A 17,632-nucleotide genomic window follows, 5' to 3' on the forward strand; every position below is an offset into this window, starting at 1 on the left:
GTAAAAAATTGGGGCGTATTCTAACGCACCTGTTGTCGTCGAACTACGGATTGATAGACTTTGCGTATGAAATTGTGAAACCAATGGGTGCAAGGGCGGTTAAAAAGCCGGTTTTTGCCAAAACAGGGAGTGGCATGTGTCCAAACTTATGAAAATTCTGATGGCTCTGGTCGCTGCGATCGTCGCCGTGGTGATGGCGGCGGTGGTCTACCTGACCCAGGTGCTCGACCCCAACAGTTTTCGCGATGACATTGAACGTCTCGCGGCTGAGCAGGGTGTGCCTCTGAGCTTGAACGGACCGATTGCGTGGCAGTGGTACCCGCGCCTGGGCTTGCACGTGCAAGCCGTGACTCTGGGGGGCGGTGGTCAGACACTGGTTGAAGCCGACAGTCTGGCCGCTCAGGTAGCCGTGCCGCCTTTGCTGAAAGGGCAGGTGGTGGTGGCCGGGATTGAATTGACCGGCGTGGATCTGCAGTTGCTGGTGGATCGCCAAGGCCGGGGCAACTGGCAGGCCCTGACCGATCAGGCTGGAAACAAGGTGGCAACACCGGCCGAGGCGGGTGCTCTTGCTGAGGGTTCAGGGGCAGCAGAGCAGGCCGCTTCGGCTGCGAAGGAGACGTCGCCTTTGAATCTGGCGGTGGAGCAGCTGCAGCTGACCGACATCTCGGTGATCTATCGCGATCAGCGTCAGCAAACCGAGGCGCGGGTTGAGGTACCGTCCTGTCGGATGACGTCGTTCAATTTACAGGGACAACTGTTCGATCTTGCCTGTGATACTCAGGTGCACTGGCAGGATTTCCCGGAGATTCAGGTGGCCACGCGCGGGCAGCTGGGGTTCGATCAGGCGCGGCAACGGTTGCGCATTGCCGATTTGCTGCAAACCCTGCAATTGAATGGAGAGCGCGCGGCAATCAACCTCGACGGTGAGCTGGCTATGGACACGCAGCAGTTTGCCGGTCAGCTGCGGTTGCAGCGGTTTAACCCCCGCGTCTGGCTCGAGGCCCTGCAAGTGGCGCTGCCGGAAATGGCGCGACCGCAGGCTTTGACAGCGCTGTCGCTGTCGGCCGGCATCGAGACCGAAGCCGCGCAGTGGCACTTGTCTGATCTGCAATTGCAGCTTGATGACAGCCTGTTACAGGGTTCGGCATCGCAGTCCGCCGAGGGCACTGTGGCGCTGTTGCTGCAAGGCAATCAACTGAATCTGGATCATTACCTGCCTCCTGCGGTTGAGTCAGAGCAAACGCCATCCGCCACTGGCGGCGCGACTGAGCATGTCGCCAAGGCTGAATCGTCAGCGGCCCAGGGTAAGGCGTCGCGCCGTTTGAGCGATGAGCCCTTGGCGCTTGATGGCATCAAGCCACTGTCGATCAATCTGGCGCTGGGGCTGCAACAGTTTCAGGTTGCCGGTGTGCAGATGCAGGCGGTGGAGCTGGAGGCTATGGCCCATCAGGGGCTGGTGGATCTCACGGCTTTTTCTGCCAGCCTCTATCAGGGGCGAGTAGCAGCCCGTGGGCAGTTGGATAACCGGGGTCAAAAGCCCCGTGTGTCACTGGCGACTCAGGTGGATCAGGTCCAGTTGCAGCCGCTGCTGACGGCTCTGGCTCAGGAGCAGCGCCTGACGGGGCAGGCCAGCATAGACCTTAGCCTCGCGGCCAGCGGCAATAGTCTGGGTGCCTGGCAGCGCAGCGCCCGGGGTCAGCTGCAGTTAGAGGCCGAGACACTGTCCATCATCGAGCTGGACATTGAAAAAGCCTTCTGTGAAATCGCGGCTCTGGCCAATGGCAAGCCGGCACCGCAGTTGCCCTGGAAAGGCAAAACCGATTTGCAACAGGTTCAGGTGTCAATGGACCTGAAGGGGACTCAGGCCCGCTTCAATCAGGTGCAGGCTGGCGTGGAAGAGCTGCAATTGGCCGCGACGGGGGCTAGTGAGTACCTCGGTGGTGATTTCGACTTGCGTGGTGACTTGCGGGTGACCGGGGCGGCCAACCCCGACCGCGCCTGCCAGATTCGCGATCGCTGGCGCAATCGGGATTTGCCGCTGCGTTGTCGGGGCAACATTGATGAGCCTCTGTCTGGCAGGGTGTGTGGCCCGGATCGGGATCGCTTTAACGAACTGTTGGAAGACGAGGCCAAGGCCCGCGTACAGGAAAAGCTGCAGGAAAAAATTCAGGAAAAATTGAAAGGCAGCAATGCCGAGCAGGTGGAAACCCTGCTGCGAGGTTTGTTTGGACGTTGAGTTAAACCGCGCCGGATTTTCCGGTCGAGTGCTGGAGTGGTTCCAGCAACATGGGCGCAAGCACCTGCCGTGGCAGCAGGACATCAACCCCTACCGGGTCTGGGTGTCGGAAATCATGCTGCAGCAAACTCAGGTGGCCACCGTCATTGAGTATTTCCAGCGGTTTATGACGCGCTTTCCCGAGGTGGAAGATCTGGCTGCGGCCGACATCGACGAGGTGCTGCACCTCTGGACTGGTCTCGGCTACTACGCCCGGGCGCGCAATCTGCACCGCTGTGCGCAACAGGTGGTGACGGATTTTGGCGGCGAGTTTCCCCGCAGCGTGGAGGCGCTAAGCGATCTGCCCGGTATCGGTCGTTCGACCGCGGGTGCCATCGCCAGTTTGTCCATGGGGCTGGTGGCTCCGATTCTTGATGGCAATGTCAAACGGGTGTTGGCCCGCCATTTTGCCGTGGCCGGCTGGCCCGGTCAGGCCGCCACCCTCAAACAGTTGTGGGCGTTGGCCGAAGGCCTGACACCTGAGCAACAGTGCGACCAATACACCCAGGCCATGATGGATCTCGGAGCGACTCTGTGCACCCGAACCCGGCCCGAGTGTCATCGTTGCCCTTTGAGTGAGACCTGTATGGCGCAGGCTCAGGGGAACCCGGAGGACTACCCGGGGAAAAAACCGAAAAAGCACAAGCCGGTCAAAACCGTGCAGTTGTTGATGTTGATGACACCGGATCAGCAATATTATCTGGAGCAGCGTCCGGCGGCTGGTATCTGGGGTGGTTTGTGGAGTTTTCCCGAGCTGGCAGCGGATGAGAATGCGACAATCTTCTGCGAAAATACCTACGGCCGTGTCGATGCGGTAGAATCGTGGCCCGGTTTTCGGCACACTTTCAGTCATTACCATCTGGATATTGTGCCGGTGCACGTGCAACTGGCCTCAAGGCCGGCCGGGGTAGCCGAGATCAGGAGTGATTATTTCGCCCCGGAACAGATCCCGACTGTGGGGCTGGCGGCACCGGTAAAAAAATTGTGGCAGCAGCTGGCTGCCCGCCAACTGAGTTTGATTGAGGGGTAAGACAATGGCGCGGATGGTTTTTTGCCGTAAATTTCAACAGGAGATGGAAGGTCTGGACGTCCCTCCGATGCCGGGGGCCAAGGGACAGGAGTTATTTGATTCCGTGTCGAAGCAGGCCTGGCAGGAGTGGTTGAATCATCAGACCATGCTGATCAATGAAAAGCACCTCAATATGATGGACCTCACCGCGCGCGCTTACCTCAATGAGCAGCGCGACAAATTTTTTGCCGGGGATGCCATCGACAGTGTCGAGGGCTACGTGCCGCCCAGTGAGTGATCCCTATGCGAAACCTGTTGCAGTTACTGCCGTTTGTGATGTTGTTCTGGTTGATGCAAGTTCAGGCGGAGCAGTTGCTGGCGGTGGCCCCCAATGTCGAGCGCAATCAACAAGCCCTGTTTCAAGCCGGTTATCGCATTGTACATAGCACCATCACTGAAGAAGCCGGGCTCGACAGTCGGTTGGAGTTTTTGCCCATTGCTGAAGTGCGTGCTCTGCTGGCCAGGCGTGAGGCGCAAATGCAGATCGGTGGGGTGTGTGATGTAAAGCGTCATGCCCCGGTGATTTACAGTGTGCCCTTTGCCACCACCTACCGACACCTGATCAGTGCCGATCAGACGCCGGTATTAACCCAGTTAAAAGATATCAGGCTACTGCGGTTGGGGTTGATCAGGGGCTATTTTTATCAGCTGCCAGACCAGCGCGGGCTCGATGCCTTGGGGGTAGAAGTCCATTACAGCAAAGATCTGAAAACCAGTGTGCAGTTACTGCTGGCCGGTCGTGTTGATGCGATATTGTCCAATGCTCAGGTGGTGACCAATATCACCAGGGCGATGCAGCAGGATGCCCGTATCCACTTTCAGATGGATGAACCCTTTTCCCAGCGCAATTTATGTTATGTGTTTCCCGATACCGCTGACAGTCAGGTTTTGGCCGAGCGTATGAACGCTGCCATCAGCCGTTTATATCACTCCGGACGCTTGCAGCAGATACTGGTGCCACCCTATCAGGTGCCTAATTCCGAGCATTTTCGATCAAAGCTTGAGCAGCCGGAATGACCCTTGCCGTCACAGGCAATTATTCCACCACAAGTGCTTGACTCTGTTTTGATGAGCGGGTTTAATACGCGCCTCTCGCAGCAGCGAGAAACCTTTAACCTGTTGGTTAATACCTGCCCGGATAGCTCAGTCGGTAGAGCAGGGGATTGAAAATCCCCGTGTCGGTGGTTCGATTCCGCCTCCGGGCACCATACAAAAAGCCTCACCCATCGGGTGGGGCTTTTTTTATGGCCGTAGGTTGGTTGAGAAGCACCGATCTGGTTCGACAAAATCGTCAGGAACGATTTTGGGCATCTGAAAGATGCGCCGAAGGCCGAGCCCCAGGGAAGGGGCGAGCATTCCGCAGACATCGATAATTGAATTTACGGCAATAATTTTTCAGGGGTGATTCGATACCGGCTTTCCCCGGATCAGGGCACCATACAAAAAGCCTCACCCATCGGGTGGGGCTTTTTTTATGGCCGTAGGTTGGTTGAGAAGCACCGATCTGGTTCGACAAAATCGTCAGGAACGATTTTGGGCATCTGAAAGATGCGCCGAAGGCCGAGCCCCAGGGAAGGGGCGAGCATTCCGCAGAAACCGATAATTGAATTTCCGGCAATAATTTTTCAGAGGTGATTCGATACCGGCTTTCCCAGGATCAGGGCACCATACAAAAAGCCTCACCCATCGGGTGGGGTTTTTTTTCCTGAAAATCAGCCGCTCAGACACCAGCATATGATTCAGCGACATTAGTCGTATTTGGCAAAGAAATTATGCGCATTTAGACACGTGGGTAAAAAAGTTTTCTGCTATTCTTGGGGGTTATTGAATCGGACCTTCCATTCAATTGAGATTCAAGGAAAGGAGTTTACTAATAATGAATAAAATCAAGCTGATGTTGGGCAGCGCCCTGTTGCTGACATCGTCTTTTGGCTTGGCTTCCACGCCGAACATTCTGGCCATCTGGGGTGATGATATCGGCATCACCAATATCAGTGCCTACAGTGACGGTATCATGGGTTACCACACGCCGAACATCGACCGGATTGCCAATGAAGGTGTGCGTTTTACCGATTATTACGGTGATCAATCCTGTACGGCTGGCCGTTCTACCTTTTTGACGGGGCAATCCGGTTTGCGTACCGGCCTGACCAAGGTGGGTTTGCCGGGTGCCAAAGAGGGCATTCAGGACCGCGACATCACCATTGCCGAGTACTTCAAGGACAAGGGTTACGCCACCGGTCAGTTTGGTAAAAACCATTTTGGTGACCGCGATGAGCACTTGCCGACCAATCATGGTTTTGATGAGTTTTTTGGCAACCTCTACCACCTCAATGCCGAAGAAGAGCCGGAAGATCCGGATTACCCGAAAGATCCGGCCTTTAAGAAGCGGTTTGGTCCTCGTGGGGTGTTGCACACCTTTGCCGATGGCAAAATTAATGACACTGGCCCACTGACGCGCAAGCGCATGGAAACCGCCGATGAAGAATTTGTTGAGGCGGCCAAGCTGTTTATCAATAAAGCGGTAAAAGCCGATAAGCCATTCTTTGTCTGGGTTAATACCACCGGTATGCACTTTCGCACTCACCCTGCGAAAAAGCACCTGGGCAAATCCGGTCAGGGCTTTTACAACGATGTGATGGTGGCTCACGATGAGTTGGTGGGTCAGCTGCTGGATCAGTTGGATGAGCTGAACATTGCCGACAACACCATCGTTATGTATTCCACCGATAACGGTGTGCACTTCAATACCTGGCCCGATGCCGGTATCACGCCGTTCCGTGGTGAAAAGAACAGTAACTGGGAAGGGGCTTATCGCGTACCTGCCATGGTTCGCTGGCCGGCCAAGATCCCCGGAGGTCGTATTTCCAACGAAATCATGTCCCACCTGGATTGGTTCCCGACCTTTGCCGCTGCCGCCGGTGACACGCGCCTGAAAACCGATTTGCTGAAAGGTTCGCGCAAAATTGGTCAGAAGAAATCCAAGTTGCACCTCGACGGTTACAACTTTATGCCGCACCTGAGTGGTGAGGAGAAGAAAGGTCCGCGCAACGAGTTCCACTACCTGAACGATGAAGGTTTCCCTGTGGGGGTTCGCGTCGGCGACTGGAAGCTGGTGTACGCCGAGAACCGCGGTACCACCATGGCGCTGTGGGCTGAGCCTTTTACCGTCCTGCGCATGCCCAAGATCCATAACCTGCGTCGTGATCCCTGGGGTCGTGCCGAGTACAACTCCAACTCTTACTACGATTGGATGATTGATAAGGCCGCGCAGATCTATGTGGGTCTGTCCACCACCGGGCAATTTCTGGCCACCTTCAGAGAGTACCCACCCAGCCAGCCTACCGGCTCTTGGTCGATTGAGCGTACCTATGATCAGATCATGAGCAAGGTACCAAAAGAGTAAGCAGGGTATTTAACCCATACAGAAAGGCCAGCATTTGCTGGCCTTTTTTGTGGTTGTCTGATGGTGGTGCCGCTTATTGTTTGATGTCCTTGCCCGATTGGCGCATCAGGGCATTGAGGCTTTCCGGTGACATGCAGTGGTCGTTTTCCCAGCTGTGCTGAAGGTGTTCGATCAGGGTGCCCAGATTGCGCTGCTTTTCCTGCAGGTGAACCACCAGCGTTTCCAGTTCCTGACGTTTTTGTTGCAGGTGCTGCAGTGCCTGATCGTGATCGACGCGATTGTTGTCAAAAATGGCGGTCATTTCTTCCAGTGAGAAACCCAGACTCTGGGCAAAGCGAATCAGCTGCAGTTGCTTCAGATTGTTGTCATCATAAACCCGGTAGCCGCTGGCCAGCCGTCTGGCTTCGGGCAGCAGTCCCTTCTTTTCATAGAAGCGGATGGTGCTGGCGGCTATGCCACTTTGCTTTGCCAGTTCGCCAATTTTCATAGCCTGTATCTCATGCTTGACCTTAAAGTTGGCTTTAAGGTTAATGTGGGCCCTATTGAAGTGCAATCAACCAATTGAGGATGTGAGGTAATAAATGTCAAAGGCTGTGTTTGAACCGTTGCAATTGCCCAATGGCGCCACGTTGAATAACCGTCTGGCCAAAGCGGCGATGGAAGAGGGCATGGCCAATGCTCGGCAGCAGCCCAGTGAGGGATTGATTGAGTTGTATCGGGCCTGGGCCGAGGGTGGCGTGGGCTTATTGATTACCGGCAATGTAATGGTGGACGTCATGGCAATGACCGGCCCGGGTGGTGTCGCGTTGCAACAGGATTCCGATCTTGCCCCTTTCAAGCGCTGGGCGTCAGCGGCCCAAACCAATGGCACCCGGGTGTGGATGCAGATCAATCACCCCGGCCGTCAGGTGTACCGCAATATGGGCGGCAAGTGTCTGGCGCCCTCCGCCGTGGCGCTGGATATGGGCAAGCACTCGGCCATGTTTGGTCAGCCCCGGGCCATGAACGAAGAAGAAATTATGGATGTGCGTCAGCGCTTTGTGATTACCGCTAAACGAGCCGAAGCGGCAGGCTTTGATGGGGTTCAGGTTCACGCCGCTCACGGCTATCTGCTGGCGCAGTTCTTATCGCCCCTGACCAATCAGCGACAGGATCAGTGGGGAGGCAGTCTGGCCAATCGCGCCAGTTTGCTGCTGGACATTGTCCGCGACATTCGCAGCCAGTGTGGGGCGGATTTCTGTGTTTCGGTAAAACTCAATTCGGCGGATTTTCAACGCGGCGGATTTGAGGTGGAGGATGCCCGACAGGTGGTGGCCTGGCTGGCCGAAGCCGGCGTTGATTTGGTGGAGCTGTCCGGAGGCAGTTACGAATCGCCGGCGATGCAGGGGCGTGCGGCGGATGGCCGAACCTTGGCGAGAGAGGCTTATTTTCTGGAGTTTGCCGAATCCATTGCCCGTGAAGCCAGTGTGCCGGTTATGACCACCGGCGGTATTCGTCGCCTGGCCGTTGCCGAGCAGGTCATCGCCAGCGGGGTGGCGATGGTGGGCATTGCCAGTGCGCTGTCTTATCAGCCGACATTGCCGGAGATCTGGCGGCAGGCCCCGGATTTTGTGGCGGAGATTCCACCGGTCAACTGGAAAGACAAAGCACTGGGTTCACTGGCAACGCACGCCATGATCAAACGCCAGTTACAGCGGCTGGGCAGCGGTCGTGCACCCAAGCAAAAACAATCACCGCTGTGGGCGTTGATCACCGATATGGTGCGCAAGTCGCGTCTGACCAAACGCTATCGCAAGAGCCTCGGGTTGACCGGCTCCTGAGTTAACCTCTATTCAAACAGGGCGCGCCAGGCATCGACGGGCATCGGCTTGTTGAGATGGAAGCCCTGCAGGGTGTCGCAGCCTCGGTCGATCAGATAATTTTGTTGCGCCTGGTTTTCCACGCCCTCGGCGACCACGCTGACGCCCAGTGCCTTGGCCATGTGAATGATGGAGTTGATGATGGGGACTTCGCTGCCCTGCAGATCGATTTCATCAACAAAGAAGCGATCAATCTTGAGCTCGTGCAACGGCAGTTGGCGCAGGTAGCTGAGGCTGGAGTAACCGGTGCCAAAGTCATCAATGGAAAACCGGAATCCCAGTTTCGACAGGTAGTTCATGCGCTGTTTGACCAGTTCAATATCACTGACCAGTGTGGTTTCGGTAATTTCCAGAATCAATTGCTCGGCCGTGACCAGCCACCGGTTGGTAATCACCAACAGTTTGTCACAGAAGTCGGGCTGAATGATTTGCTTGGCACTGATGTTGACGGCAATGGTGGTGTGCACGCCCTGCTGAGCCTGTTGATGCAATATGCGACAGACTTCATTGAGCACCCAGTCGCCGATCAGGATGATTTTGCCGGTATCTTCGGCGATGGGAATAAAGTCGGCGGGGCTGACAAATCCCAGTTGTTGCGAGTGCCATCGAATCAGGGCCTCGGATGCCACCAGGGTCATATTGCGGTCGTACTGGGGCTGCAGCACCAGCGAAAACTCACCATCGTTCAGGCCCTGAATCAGGGAGTTGCTGATAAAGGCTTTGTGTTCGATCTCGGCGTGGGTGTGTTTATCCACGGTGATATGGCAATTGCCACCCTTGTCCTTGGCGCGATTGGCGGCGTATTCCAGCATATTGATTAACCGGCTGCCCTTCAGTCCCTGACTGGGTGTCAGGGTTGAGCCGATGCTCAGCGTCAGGTTGTGACTGTGGTTGTTGATGACCAGCTCATCCGAGATCTGCTGCAAAATTTTCTGACAGAGTTCACTGGTGTGCTTGAGCAGGGCCTGACGATTGCCGTTAACCGGGTACTTGTGCAGCAGAAAAAAGGAGTCGGCGTTATTGCGATAGAGTTTGAACTCTTTCGGCAGGCAGCTGGCGATGCGCTTGGAAATCATATTCAGCGCATAGTCACCGTAGCGTTTGCCGTACGTGAGATTGATCTGGGAAAAGCGGTCGATATCCAGAAAGCTGGCGTAAATATCGGCACCGGTCAATTCCGCCTTGGAGACCAACTCCATCACATCGCGTTCAAACGACGTACGGTTGGGCAGTTCGGTCAGGTTGTCAAAAAACGCCAGACGAAACAGTTTGTCCTCGGCTTCTTTGCGATCGGAAATGTCGCGAATAATGCCGATGAACAGGCGCTGGCCATTCTGTTCGGTCTCTGTCAGTGACAGTTCCATGGGGAACTCTTCACCGTTCTTGCGCACAGCCGGCAGCTCCCGGCCAACACCAATGATCTTGGCGTTGCCGTTTTCCAGGTAGCTGCGCATGTACTTGTCGTGCATGTGGCAATAGGGCTTGGGCATCAGTGCGCTGATGTTCTGGCCGATCAGCTCCTCGGCTTCAAAGCCAAAGATGTTTTTGACCGTGCGATTGGCGGTGACGATCCGACTGTTGCTGTCCACGGCAATAACCGCGTCGTTGAGGTTGTCCAGTATGTCCTGAATATAAGCGGTTGAACTTTTCTCGTGCTCGATCAATTGTTGTTCGCGGCTGATGTCTTCAAAGCCGCCGAAGACGTGCGTGATCACACCATTTTTGCGACGGGCTTTGCCGGTGGTTCGAATCCACTTGTGGTTGCCCTGAGCGTCAGTGAACCTCAGTTGATGCTGGTAGGAAGTGCCTTGTTCCAGTGCCTGCTGGAAGGCGTTGCGGATAACTTCTTGATCTTCTGGGCCGTAGTAGCTGATGCCCTCTTCCGGGCTCACGTCGGTGCCGGGTTTCAGGCCATAAATGCGATAGGTTTCGTCGCTCCAGTAGACGTTCTGGTTATCGAGCTGGTATTCCCAGCTGCCGACATGAGCCAACTCTTCGACTTCTGAAAGCAGGTCGTTCTGGCTTTGCAATTGATTCAGCAGTTGCTGGTGGCAATAACTGAGATAGGCGTTACAGAGTGTCAGCAGATGGTTGAGAAAGCGACAGAAATCGTGTTCCTGCCAATGCTCGAAGGGAGATTCCGGTCTGCAGGTGATAACACCTTCCAGCCCTCGGGCTGAATGCACCGGGTGAAACAGCATTTCTGTGTTTTGCAGTGCTTCTGGTCGAACCTGATTGATTTCCTGTTGAATGCCCGGGTTGAGTTGGCTGAATAACAGGGGCTGTTTGCAGTCGCTCAGAAGGCTGTAAAATCCCTGAAAATTATTCAGGTCAACGATGGGATTGGCGCTGCCCAGAATTTGTCTGAAATCATTATCGATGGAGCTTTCCAGCAGCTGGCATTGCATTGTCTGTCCATTGTTGAGCGTCCACAGGGTTAAACCGGTTAATGGAAACCGGTTAAACACGTCCTTTAAGCGCTCCTGCAGTTGTTGCAGTGATGGCTTGGTGGAATCGGAGAAATCGATTCTGGAAATCTGGTCCAAATAGGTCTGTGGATCGATCACATGCGCTCTTAAATGAGTAATGGCATTACTCAGCCGTTGGTATTAATAGTGGGAATGGGAGGCATTCTAACCAACAGCGTTTGCCCCCGTGACGCAAAACTCATTTCTATTGATATGGGTCAAGAAGGGGGCACTTGCTGGCATTAAGGCCTCAAGGCCGAATGACTCAGGAATAGATCCGCGGGGTGCGCAGCGGCATGCGGGTCAACAATTCGTAGCCAATGGTGCCACACAGCTGGGCAATCTGATTGACGCAGACGTTTCTGCCCCATAATTCAACCGGGTCACCAATAGTAACGCTGCCAATATCCGTGACATCCACGGTGATCATATCCATGGATACCCGACCCGCCAATGGGGCGGTTTGGCCATTGATCAGCACCGGGGTGCCTGAAGGTGCCTGTCTCGGGTAGCCGTCGCCGTAGCCGATGGCCACGGTCGCAATCACGCTGTCGCGCTCAGCAGTCCAGCTGCAGCCATAGCCAACGCTGTCACCCTTGGGTACCTGATGGATGGCAATCACCTCAGACACCAGTTGCATTACCGGTTGCAGTGGTTCGGCATTGCTGTGCTGCTGGTCCAGCGGCGTGTTGCCGTAGAGCATATAGCCGGGGCGATTCCACTGGCCATGGGAGTCTTGCCAGGCAAGTACGCCAGCGGAGTTGGACAGGCTGATGGGCGCGCTCTGATCCGGAATCATGTCGCGGAAATTGGCAATCTGTTGCCTGGTAAAGCCGTTGTCCACCTCATCGGCGGCGGCAAAATGGCTCGCCAGTACGATCTCGTCGTGAACATGGGGTAGCTGTCGCAGTTGCTGGTAGGCACGGCCAAAGGCCTCGCCCTGGAATCCCAGACGGTGCATGCCGGAGTCGGCCTTTAACCAGACGGTCAGTGGTTGCTGGCACTGGGCTTCGGCGATCCAGTCCACCTGTTTCTGGTTGCTCAGCATCAACCAGAAGTTGTGCTGTTCAGCCACACTAATTTCTTCGGGACTGAAGGGGCCTTCCAGTAACAGAATGGGCTTGTTCACCCCGGCCGAACGCAGTTCCATGGCCTCCTCGATGCAGGCCACGGCCAGTGCCGGAGCCATGGATTCCAGCGCTTTGCCGCATTCGATGGCGCCGTGACCATAGGCGTTGGCCTTGATTACCGCGATGCTCTGGGCGCCGGGCGCCAACTGGCACGCCAGAGAATAATTGTGGCGCAGGGCGTCGAGATCGATGTGGGCTTTTGTGGGACGGGCCATGATGACTGCTTACGATTCAGGGTTGATTAATAGTCGAACTTGCCGGCGCTGTAGAGCTTCTGTGCGGCTTCCCAGACATCACCGGGTTGGCCATTGCCAACGGGCTTGCCATCGATTTCAACCACGGGCGCCACTTCCTTACTGGAACTGGTGATCCAGACTTCATCGGCGGCAAAGACTTCGTCCATGGTGACGGCACGCTCTTCCACCGGAATACTGCCGTCCTGGCGCAGTACGCCCAGCAGAATCAGGCGAGTGATGCCAGGCAGAATCTGATTGTCCAGCGGTGGTGTGATCACGGTGCCGTTTTTGACGATATAGGCGTTGCAGGCGCTGGCCTCGGTCAGTTCGCGGTCGGCATTGTAGAGCAGGGTTTCGTTGTTACCCTCGGAGTGGCCGTGCTGAAAGTGCATCACATTGCCCAGCAGCGCGGTGGACTTGATGTTGCAACGCTGCCAGCGCAAATCCTGAGTCGTGGAAACCCGGTAACCTTTGACTTTGGCTCTGTCGGCCACCGGTGGCGGTGCGATTTCAAAGGCAAAAGCAAAGACCGTGGGGGGAATGTCTTCAGGGTAGGCGTGAAAGCGCTTGCTGTCGGCGCCGCGGCTGATGTGCAGGTAGATGCCCAGATTGCCGCTGCCGTTTTTCTCGATCAGTTGATCACAGACGTCCTGCCACTGCTGGTGGCTCCAGTCGAATTCAATGCCAATGGCTTGCATGCCATCATTCATACGATCGATGTGCGGGCCAAAACCGACCATCTTGCCATCGTAGGAAGGCACCACTTCGTAGATGCCGTCGCCAAACAAAAAGCCGCGGTCCATCGGTGAGATGCGTGCCTCTGCCATGGGCAGGTATTCGCCGTTGAGATAAACAATACTCATAGTGTGATCCTGTGTTTCATACAGCCCATTCGGGCAAGCGGGGCATTAAATACAATGCCGTCGAGATTCAGTAGGGCCAGTTGCGGAATAATCCGTGGTCCAGTTCCATGTCATCCTGAGCGATAGCGAAGGATCTCCAACAAGATCCTTCCTCCCGGCGGTCGTCAGGATGACGCTAATGTTGGTCATCAGGATGGCAGACTAACTCACCAAGTGTTTTAACCTGCCAATCAGCTCAATGCCTTCGCTGGCAGGGAGACCATCCTCCGTCAGTTCATTGAGGCGGGTGACACCGTCAACGCTACCCTTTTGCGACAGGTATTGGAGGATGGCCATGGGATCGATATCACTCAGTAGATCCCGGTCACTGTGCCAGCTGAGCAGGGCAATCAGGCCCAGAGCGCCCCAATTGGAAACATCGGCAATCACCAGCTCGGTGCAGGTGGTGCTCGAGGGCACAATGTTCAGGCTCTGCAGCGTTTCGTGAATATTGCCCATGCCGATTTCATTGCCGCCGTCGCCGATAGCGATGGTGGGGCACAGGGCCTGTTCCATAAAACTGTCGAAGCAGGCGGCGCGGGCGCTGATGTCCTCGCCGCGCATATTGTAGTAATTGCCGTCCCGGGCTTTACCGGGCCGCTCGATGGAAATAATCAGTGACGGCTTCCAGCGGCGCAGGGCTTGGCGGGCCTCTTCATCCTGACCCGCGTGCGGGCCAACCAGCAGGGGTTCGATGCGATAGTCGTCAACAAGTTCCGTGCACAGGGGCGGGCCGCAGACCAGTACCGGTTTGGCACCAAGAGTCTGCAAGGCGTTATAGAGGGCAATGGCACCCACCGGACCATCGGTTTCAAAGGTATCGGTCACCGGAAAGCCGGTGCCAATCAGGATGGTGCCCTGTTGCTCACAGGCGCGCTGGATCATTTCGGCGGCGCGACCGTAGTAGCCGGCAGTCAGTGCCGGTTGGATGGTTTTCATGCCGCGCAGGTTGCGCTCTACCAGCATGTCTTCAATGGTTTTACTCAGTTGCTGGGCTTCGCTTGAGTGCAGGGATCTAGTCACAGACTGGCTCCTTGGTGATGCTGTTCAATCGGCTTTGTGCCAGGTGCAGGGCGTTGTGGGCACAGTCGATGGTGATGGCGGCAAAGTTGACCTTGTCGCCGGGCATCAGCTGCGCCAGACGAGCCAGATCCAGAGACAATACCGAACCGATCTTGGGGTAGCCGCCAATGGTCTGGCGGTCATTCATAAGAATAATAGGTTGGCCATCGGCCGGCACCTGAATGGCGCCGAGGCAGATGCCCTCGGAGAGGATGCCCTCGATGCTGGATTTCAGCTTTGGGCCTTCCAGACGGATGCCCATGCGGTCGGCGCGGTCACTGATGGTGTAGGTGTTGTGGAAAAACAGCCGTTGCTGCTGGCGGCTGAAGGTGTGCTCCTGATAACCCGGAATCACACGCAGAGTAACTTGTTTGCTGTAATGGGGGATGTGTTGCTCTGGCAGCTGCCAGTGTTGCGCCATGTCGGTGGGCGTGCAGGGCAGCTTGTCGCCGCTTTGCAGTCCGCCCCCGCTCAGCCCGCCAATGCCTTCACGCACCACGGTGGCGGTGCTGTCGAACATGGGCTCAATCTGAAAGCCGCCGGCTACCGCCAGATAGGCGCGGCAGCCTTCGGATGCAAAACCGAGAGCGATGCGATCGCCGCTTTGAACCGGCCAGGAACGCCAGTGCTGGCGAGCCTCGCCGTTGATGGTCAAGGCCATATTGGCGCCGGTGACGGCGATGGTGGTGTCGCCTTGGGCTTCAAGCTGCAGACCGCCCACGGTGATTTCAATGGTGGTGGTATTAGTGTCGTTACCGCACAGTTGATTGGCCCAGTAGAAGGCCTCCGGATCCAGCGGGCCGCCAGTGGTCAGACCGATCTGGTGCTTGCCCAGTCGACCGGCGTCTTGCAGCAGGGACAGAATCCCGGGATTGATAACCTCGAAATGACTCATGCTTTTTCCCCTGCCCGCTCAAGGCGGTTCCCCTCTGGCAGTTCGCCGCCCAGACGGATGAATTCGTCACGGTCAATGGCTTTAAAGCGCACCCGGTCGCCGACGCTGACGGGCATGGTGGGGTCGCCGTTAGGGTCGAACATGGGGGTGGGGCACAGGCCAATCAAATTCCAGCCGCCGGGTGATACGGCGGGGTAGACGGCGGTTTGGCGATCGGCAATGGCCACCGCACCTTTGGGGACTTTGGTGCGGGGCGTGCTCAGACGCGGCGCGGCTATGCGCTCGTCCACCTGACCCAGATAGGCAAAACCCGGTGCAAAACCAATGGCGTAAACCCGGTATTCTTCAGCCTGATGCAGGGCAATCACCTCATCGGTACTGAGACCGGCGTTGGCTGCCAGACTGGCGAGATCAGGACCGGATTCGGTGTCGTAGTAAACCGGCAGGGTAATCAGCTGACTGGCTGTGGCATCACCATCATCGAACTGTTCGGTGGCGCGGTGGATGGCCTTGCGCACGGCCAGATGATCGGTGGCCAGGGCGTCGAATAACACCAACAGCGAGGCGTAGGAGGGCACCAGATCAATCAGGGTATCGCCCATAATGGCGGGTAACTGTTGCGCGGCCCTCTGTACCTGGGCGGAAATCTCCGGACTGGTGAGGTCACCAAAATAGACGATCAGGGCGTTTTCACCCGCCACATGGATTTTCATAGTCAGGCGCTTACCAGTTGCTTAATGGTTTCAATGGCCTGCACACCTTCCATATTGTCACCGTGGACGCAGAGGGTATCGACTTGCAGGGGCAGCTTGTGACCGCTGACGGTGGTGACGGTTCCCTCTTCGTTGAGCTGCTGAACCTGTTCCAGCATCTTCTCCTTGGTGTGAACCGCACCGGGCTTGGCCCGTGACAGCAGGGCGCCGTCATCGTCATAGCAGCGGTCGGCAAAGGCTTCAAAATACAGTTCGATAGCGCGCTGGTCGGCCTCCTGCTGATGTGTTTCTGCGGCGGCCGTGGCCTGCAGCATCAGTTTCAGGGGCCGGTGATAGGCGGCAATGGCCTCCATGATGGCGTGACGGGTGTCGGCCTGTTTCATCATGTCGTTGTAGAGTGCGCCATGGGGTTTGACGTAATCGAGGCTCATGCCCTGACTCAGCGCCATGCCGTCCAGTGCGGCAATCTGATAGGTCATCAGGGCGTGGATTTCGCTGGCGCTGAGCGCCATCGAACGGCGACCAAAGCCGTTTAAATCGGGGTAGCTGGGGTGTGCGCCAATCACCACATTGTGTGCTTTGGCCAGTTGCAGAGTCTTGTTCATCACCATGGCATCGCCGGCGTGGAAGCCACAGGCAATGTTGGCCTGGTCGATGTGCGGCATCACCGCTTGGTCCATGCCCATGGTCCAGGAACCGTAGCTTTCGCCCAGGTCACAGTTCAGTAGTAATGCCATGGATGGGTCTCCTAGAGTACGGACAGCTGGCTGTTGCGAATGTCGGTAACGGCCATACAGCCGGGACTGTGGGTAATACAGAAGGGGGGCTTGGCCGCCATGATCACGGCCTGAGGTGTTACGCCGCAGGCGGTAAACACCGGCACCTCACCTGCTTTAAGGGTCACTGCATCGCCATAGTCCGGCGAGTCAATGTTGTGGATGCCGATGGCTTCGGGATCACCAAAGTGAACCGGTGCACCATGAACATCGGGAAAGCGACTGCAAATCTGGATCATACGGATGGCATCGGCGGGTTTGAACGGACGCATACTCACCACCATATTGCCGTGTAATCGTTCGGTGGCACGACAGGCGATGGTCGTGTCGTACATGGGAACGTTTTTGCCTTCCGTGATGTTGCGAATTTCCAGTCCGTCGGCGATCAGGGCTTCTTCAAAAGAAAAGGAGCAGCCGAGCAGGAATGTCACCAGATCATCTCGCCAGTAGTCACCAATATCGCTGACTTCCCCGCTCATTTCGCCGTTTTCCCAAATGCGGTAGCTGGGCACATCGGTGCGAATATCAAAGTCCGCTGCAGCGTCAGTGATGATTGGGTCTCCGGGCTTGGTACTGGTGGCGACCACAGGACAAGGCTTGGGGTTGCGCTGGCAGAATTGCAGAAACTCCGAGGCCCAGTCTTTGGGCAGGATGGCCACATTGGCTTGCACATAACCCGGGCAGTAACCGGATGTGTTGGTTTGATGCGAACCTGCGCGGATCTGTTGGCGCAGTTGTGCGGGGGAGATTGTCGAGCTCATGGCATCCCTATGCTGGATTAACAGGATGCCTTTCATTGTTGTAGTTTTGTCTGGACCTGTCTAGGAGCCAGAGTCGCCAA

15 protein-coding genes and 1 tRNA gene are annotated in these 17,632 nt (G+C 56.3%); 7 read left to right on the plus strand and 9 right to left on the minus strand.

All coding sequences use genetic code 11. From position 1 onward, the window contains the following. The first annotated feature begins 136 nt into the window (after positions 1-136). The 6 genes from ACPXV9_RS09130 (at position 137) to ACPXV9_RS09155 (ending at position 6,750) form a co-directional block, all read left to right on the plus strand. Positions 137-2,236 carry an AsmA family protein gene (locus tag ACPXV9_RS09130; protein WP_423896146.1) on the plus strand — a complete coding sequence of 700 codons (2,100 nt, stop codon included), beginning with the start codon at positions 137-139 and terminating at the stop codon, positions 2,234-2,236. Further along, entirely contained in the window at positions 2,226-3,305 is a 1,080-nt protein-coding gene (mutY, locus tag ACPXV9_RS09135; RefSeq protein ID WP_423896147.1) for an A/G-specific adenine glycosylase, read from the plus strand. The genes ACPXV9_RS09130 and mutY overlap by 11 nt, the downstream gene beginning before the upstream one ends. A 4-nt stretch (positions 3,306-3,309) precedes the next feature. Then, positions 3,310-3,582, plus strand: a complete 273-nt coding sequence (locus ACPXV9_RS09140; RefSeq protein WP_423896148.1) for an oxidative damage protection protein — start codon at positions 3,310-3,312, stop codon at positions 3,580-3,582. A gap of 5 nt (positions 3,583-3,587) precedes the next feature. Next, positions 3,588-4,361: a substrate-binding periplasmic protein gene (locus ACPXV9_RS09145; RefSeq protein WP_423896149.1), complete on the plus strand. Its 774-nt coding sequence runs from the start codon at positions 3,588-3,590 to the stop codon at positions 4,359-4,361. A 115-nt stretch (positions 4,362-4,476) separates the two neighbouring features. Next, positions 4,477-4,552 (plus strand) — tRNA-Phe (locus tag ACPXV9_RS09150). A 668-nt stretch (positions 4,553-5,220) separates the two neighbouring features. Then, a complete protein-coding gene (locus ACPXV9_RS09155) occupies positions 5,221-6,750 on the plus strand; it encodes an arylsulfatase (RefSeq protein ID WP_423896150.1) in 1,530 nt (509 codons plus the stop codon). Between the two features lie 73 nt (positions 6,751-6,823). Here ACPXV9_RS09155 and ACPXV9_RS09160 read toward each other — a convergent pair whose 3' ends face one another. Further along, positions 6,824-7,237, minus strand: coding sequence for a MerR family transcriptional regulator (locus tag ACPXV9_RS09160; protein WP_423896151.1), 414 nt, complete (start codon positions 7,235-7,237; stop codon positions 6,824-6,826). A 94-nt stretch (positions 7,238-7,331) separates the two neighbouring features. On the opposite strand from ACPXV9_RS09160, the gene ACPXV9_RS09165 reads away from it, so the two are divergent. Further along, positions 7,332-8,570, plus strand: coding sequence for an NADH:flavin oxidoreductase/NADH oxidase family protein (locus tag ACPXV9_RS09165; protein WP_423896152.1), 1,239 nt, complete (start codon positions 7,332-7,334; stop codon positions 8,568-8,570). Positions 8,571-8,578: 8 nt separating this feature from the next. On the opposite strand, the gene ACPXV9_RS09170 is transcribed toward ACPXV9_RS09165, so the two are convergent. From ACPXV9_RS09170 to ACPXV9_RS09205, 8 genes are all read right to left on the minus strand, one after another. Further along, a complete protein-coding gene (locus ACPXV9_RS09170; RefSeq protein ID WP_423896153.1) occupies positions 8,579-11,176 on the minus strand; it encodes a putative bifunctional diguanylate cyclase/phosphodiesterase in 2,598 nt (865 codons plus the stop codon). A gap of 166 nt (positions 11,177-11,342) precedes the next feature. Further along, positions 11,343-12,422, minus strand: a complete 1,080-nt coding sequence (alr, locus tag ACPXV9_RS09175) for an alanine racemase (protein WP_423896154.1) — start codon at positions 12,420-12,422, stop codon at positions 11,343-11,345. A 26-nt stretch (positions 12,423-12,448) separates the two neighbouring features. Next, positions 12,449-13,306 carry a D-amino acid aminotransferase gene (locus ACPXV9_RS09180; RefSeq protein WP_423896155.1) on the minus strand — a complete coding sequence of 286 codons (858 nt, stop codon included), beginning with the start codon at positions 13,304-13,306 and terminating at the stop codon, positions 12,449-12,451. Between the two features lie 201 nt (positions 13,307-13,507). Continuing rightward, entirely contained in the window at positions 13,508-14,368 is an 861-nt protein-coding gene (locus ACPXV9_RS09185) for a DUF4392 domain-containing protein (RefSeq protein WP_423896156.1), read from the minus strand. Continuing rightward, positions 14,361-15,302 carry a biotin-dependent carboxyltransferase family protein gene (locus ACPXV9_RS09190; RefSeq protein WP_423896157.1) on the minus strand — a complete coding sequence of 314 codons (942 nt, stop codon included), beginning with the start codon at positions 15,300-15,302 and terminating at the stop codon, positions 14,361-14,363. Before ACPXV9_RS09190 ends, ACPXV9_RS09185 begins: the two co-directional genes overlap by 8 nt. Beyond that, a complete protein-coding gene (gene pxpB, locus ACPXV9_RS09195) occupies positions 15,299-16,015 on the minus strand; it encodes a 5-oxoprolinase subunit PxpB (protein WP_423896158.1) in 717 nt (238 codons plus the stop codon). Before pxpB ends, ACPXV9_RS09190 begins: the two co-directional genes overlap by 4 nt. A 2-nt stretch (positions 16,016-16,017) precedes the next feature. Continuing rightward, on the minus strand, positions 16,018-16,752 hold the full coding sequence (locus tag ACPXV9_RS09200; RefSeq protein WP_423896159.1) for a 5-oxoprolinase subunit PxpA: 735 nt from the start codon (positions 16,750-16,752) through the stop codon (positions 16,018-16,020). Between the two features lie 11 nt (positions 16,753-16,763). Next, positions 16,764-17,552, minus strand: a complete 789-nt coding sequence (locus ACPXV9_RS09205; RefSeq protein WP_423896160.1) for a putative hydro-lyase — start codon at positions 17,550-17,552, stop codon at positions 16,764-16,766. Between the last annotated feature and the right edge of the window lie 80 nt (positions 17,553-17,632).

The sequence above is a fragment of the Candidatus Pelagadaptatus aseana genome (assembly GCF_040362265.1).
In the GTDB taxonomy this organism is placed as follows: domain Bacteria; phylum Pseudomonadota; class Gammaproteobacteria; order Pseudomonadales; family Cellvibrionaceae; genus Pelagadaptatus; species Pelagadaptatus aseana.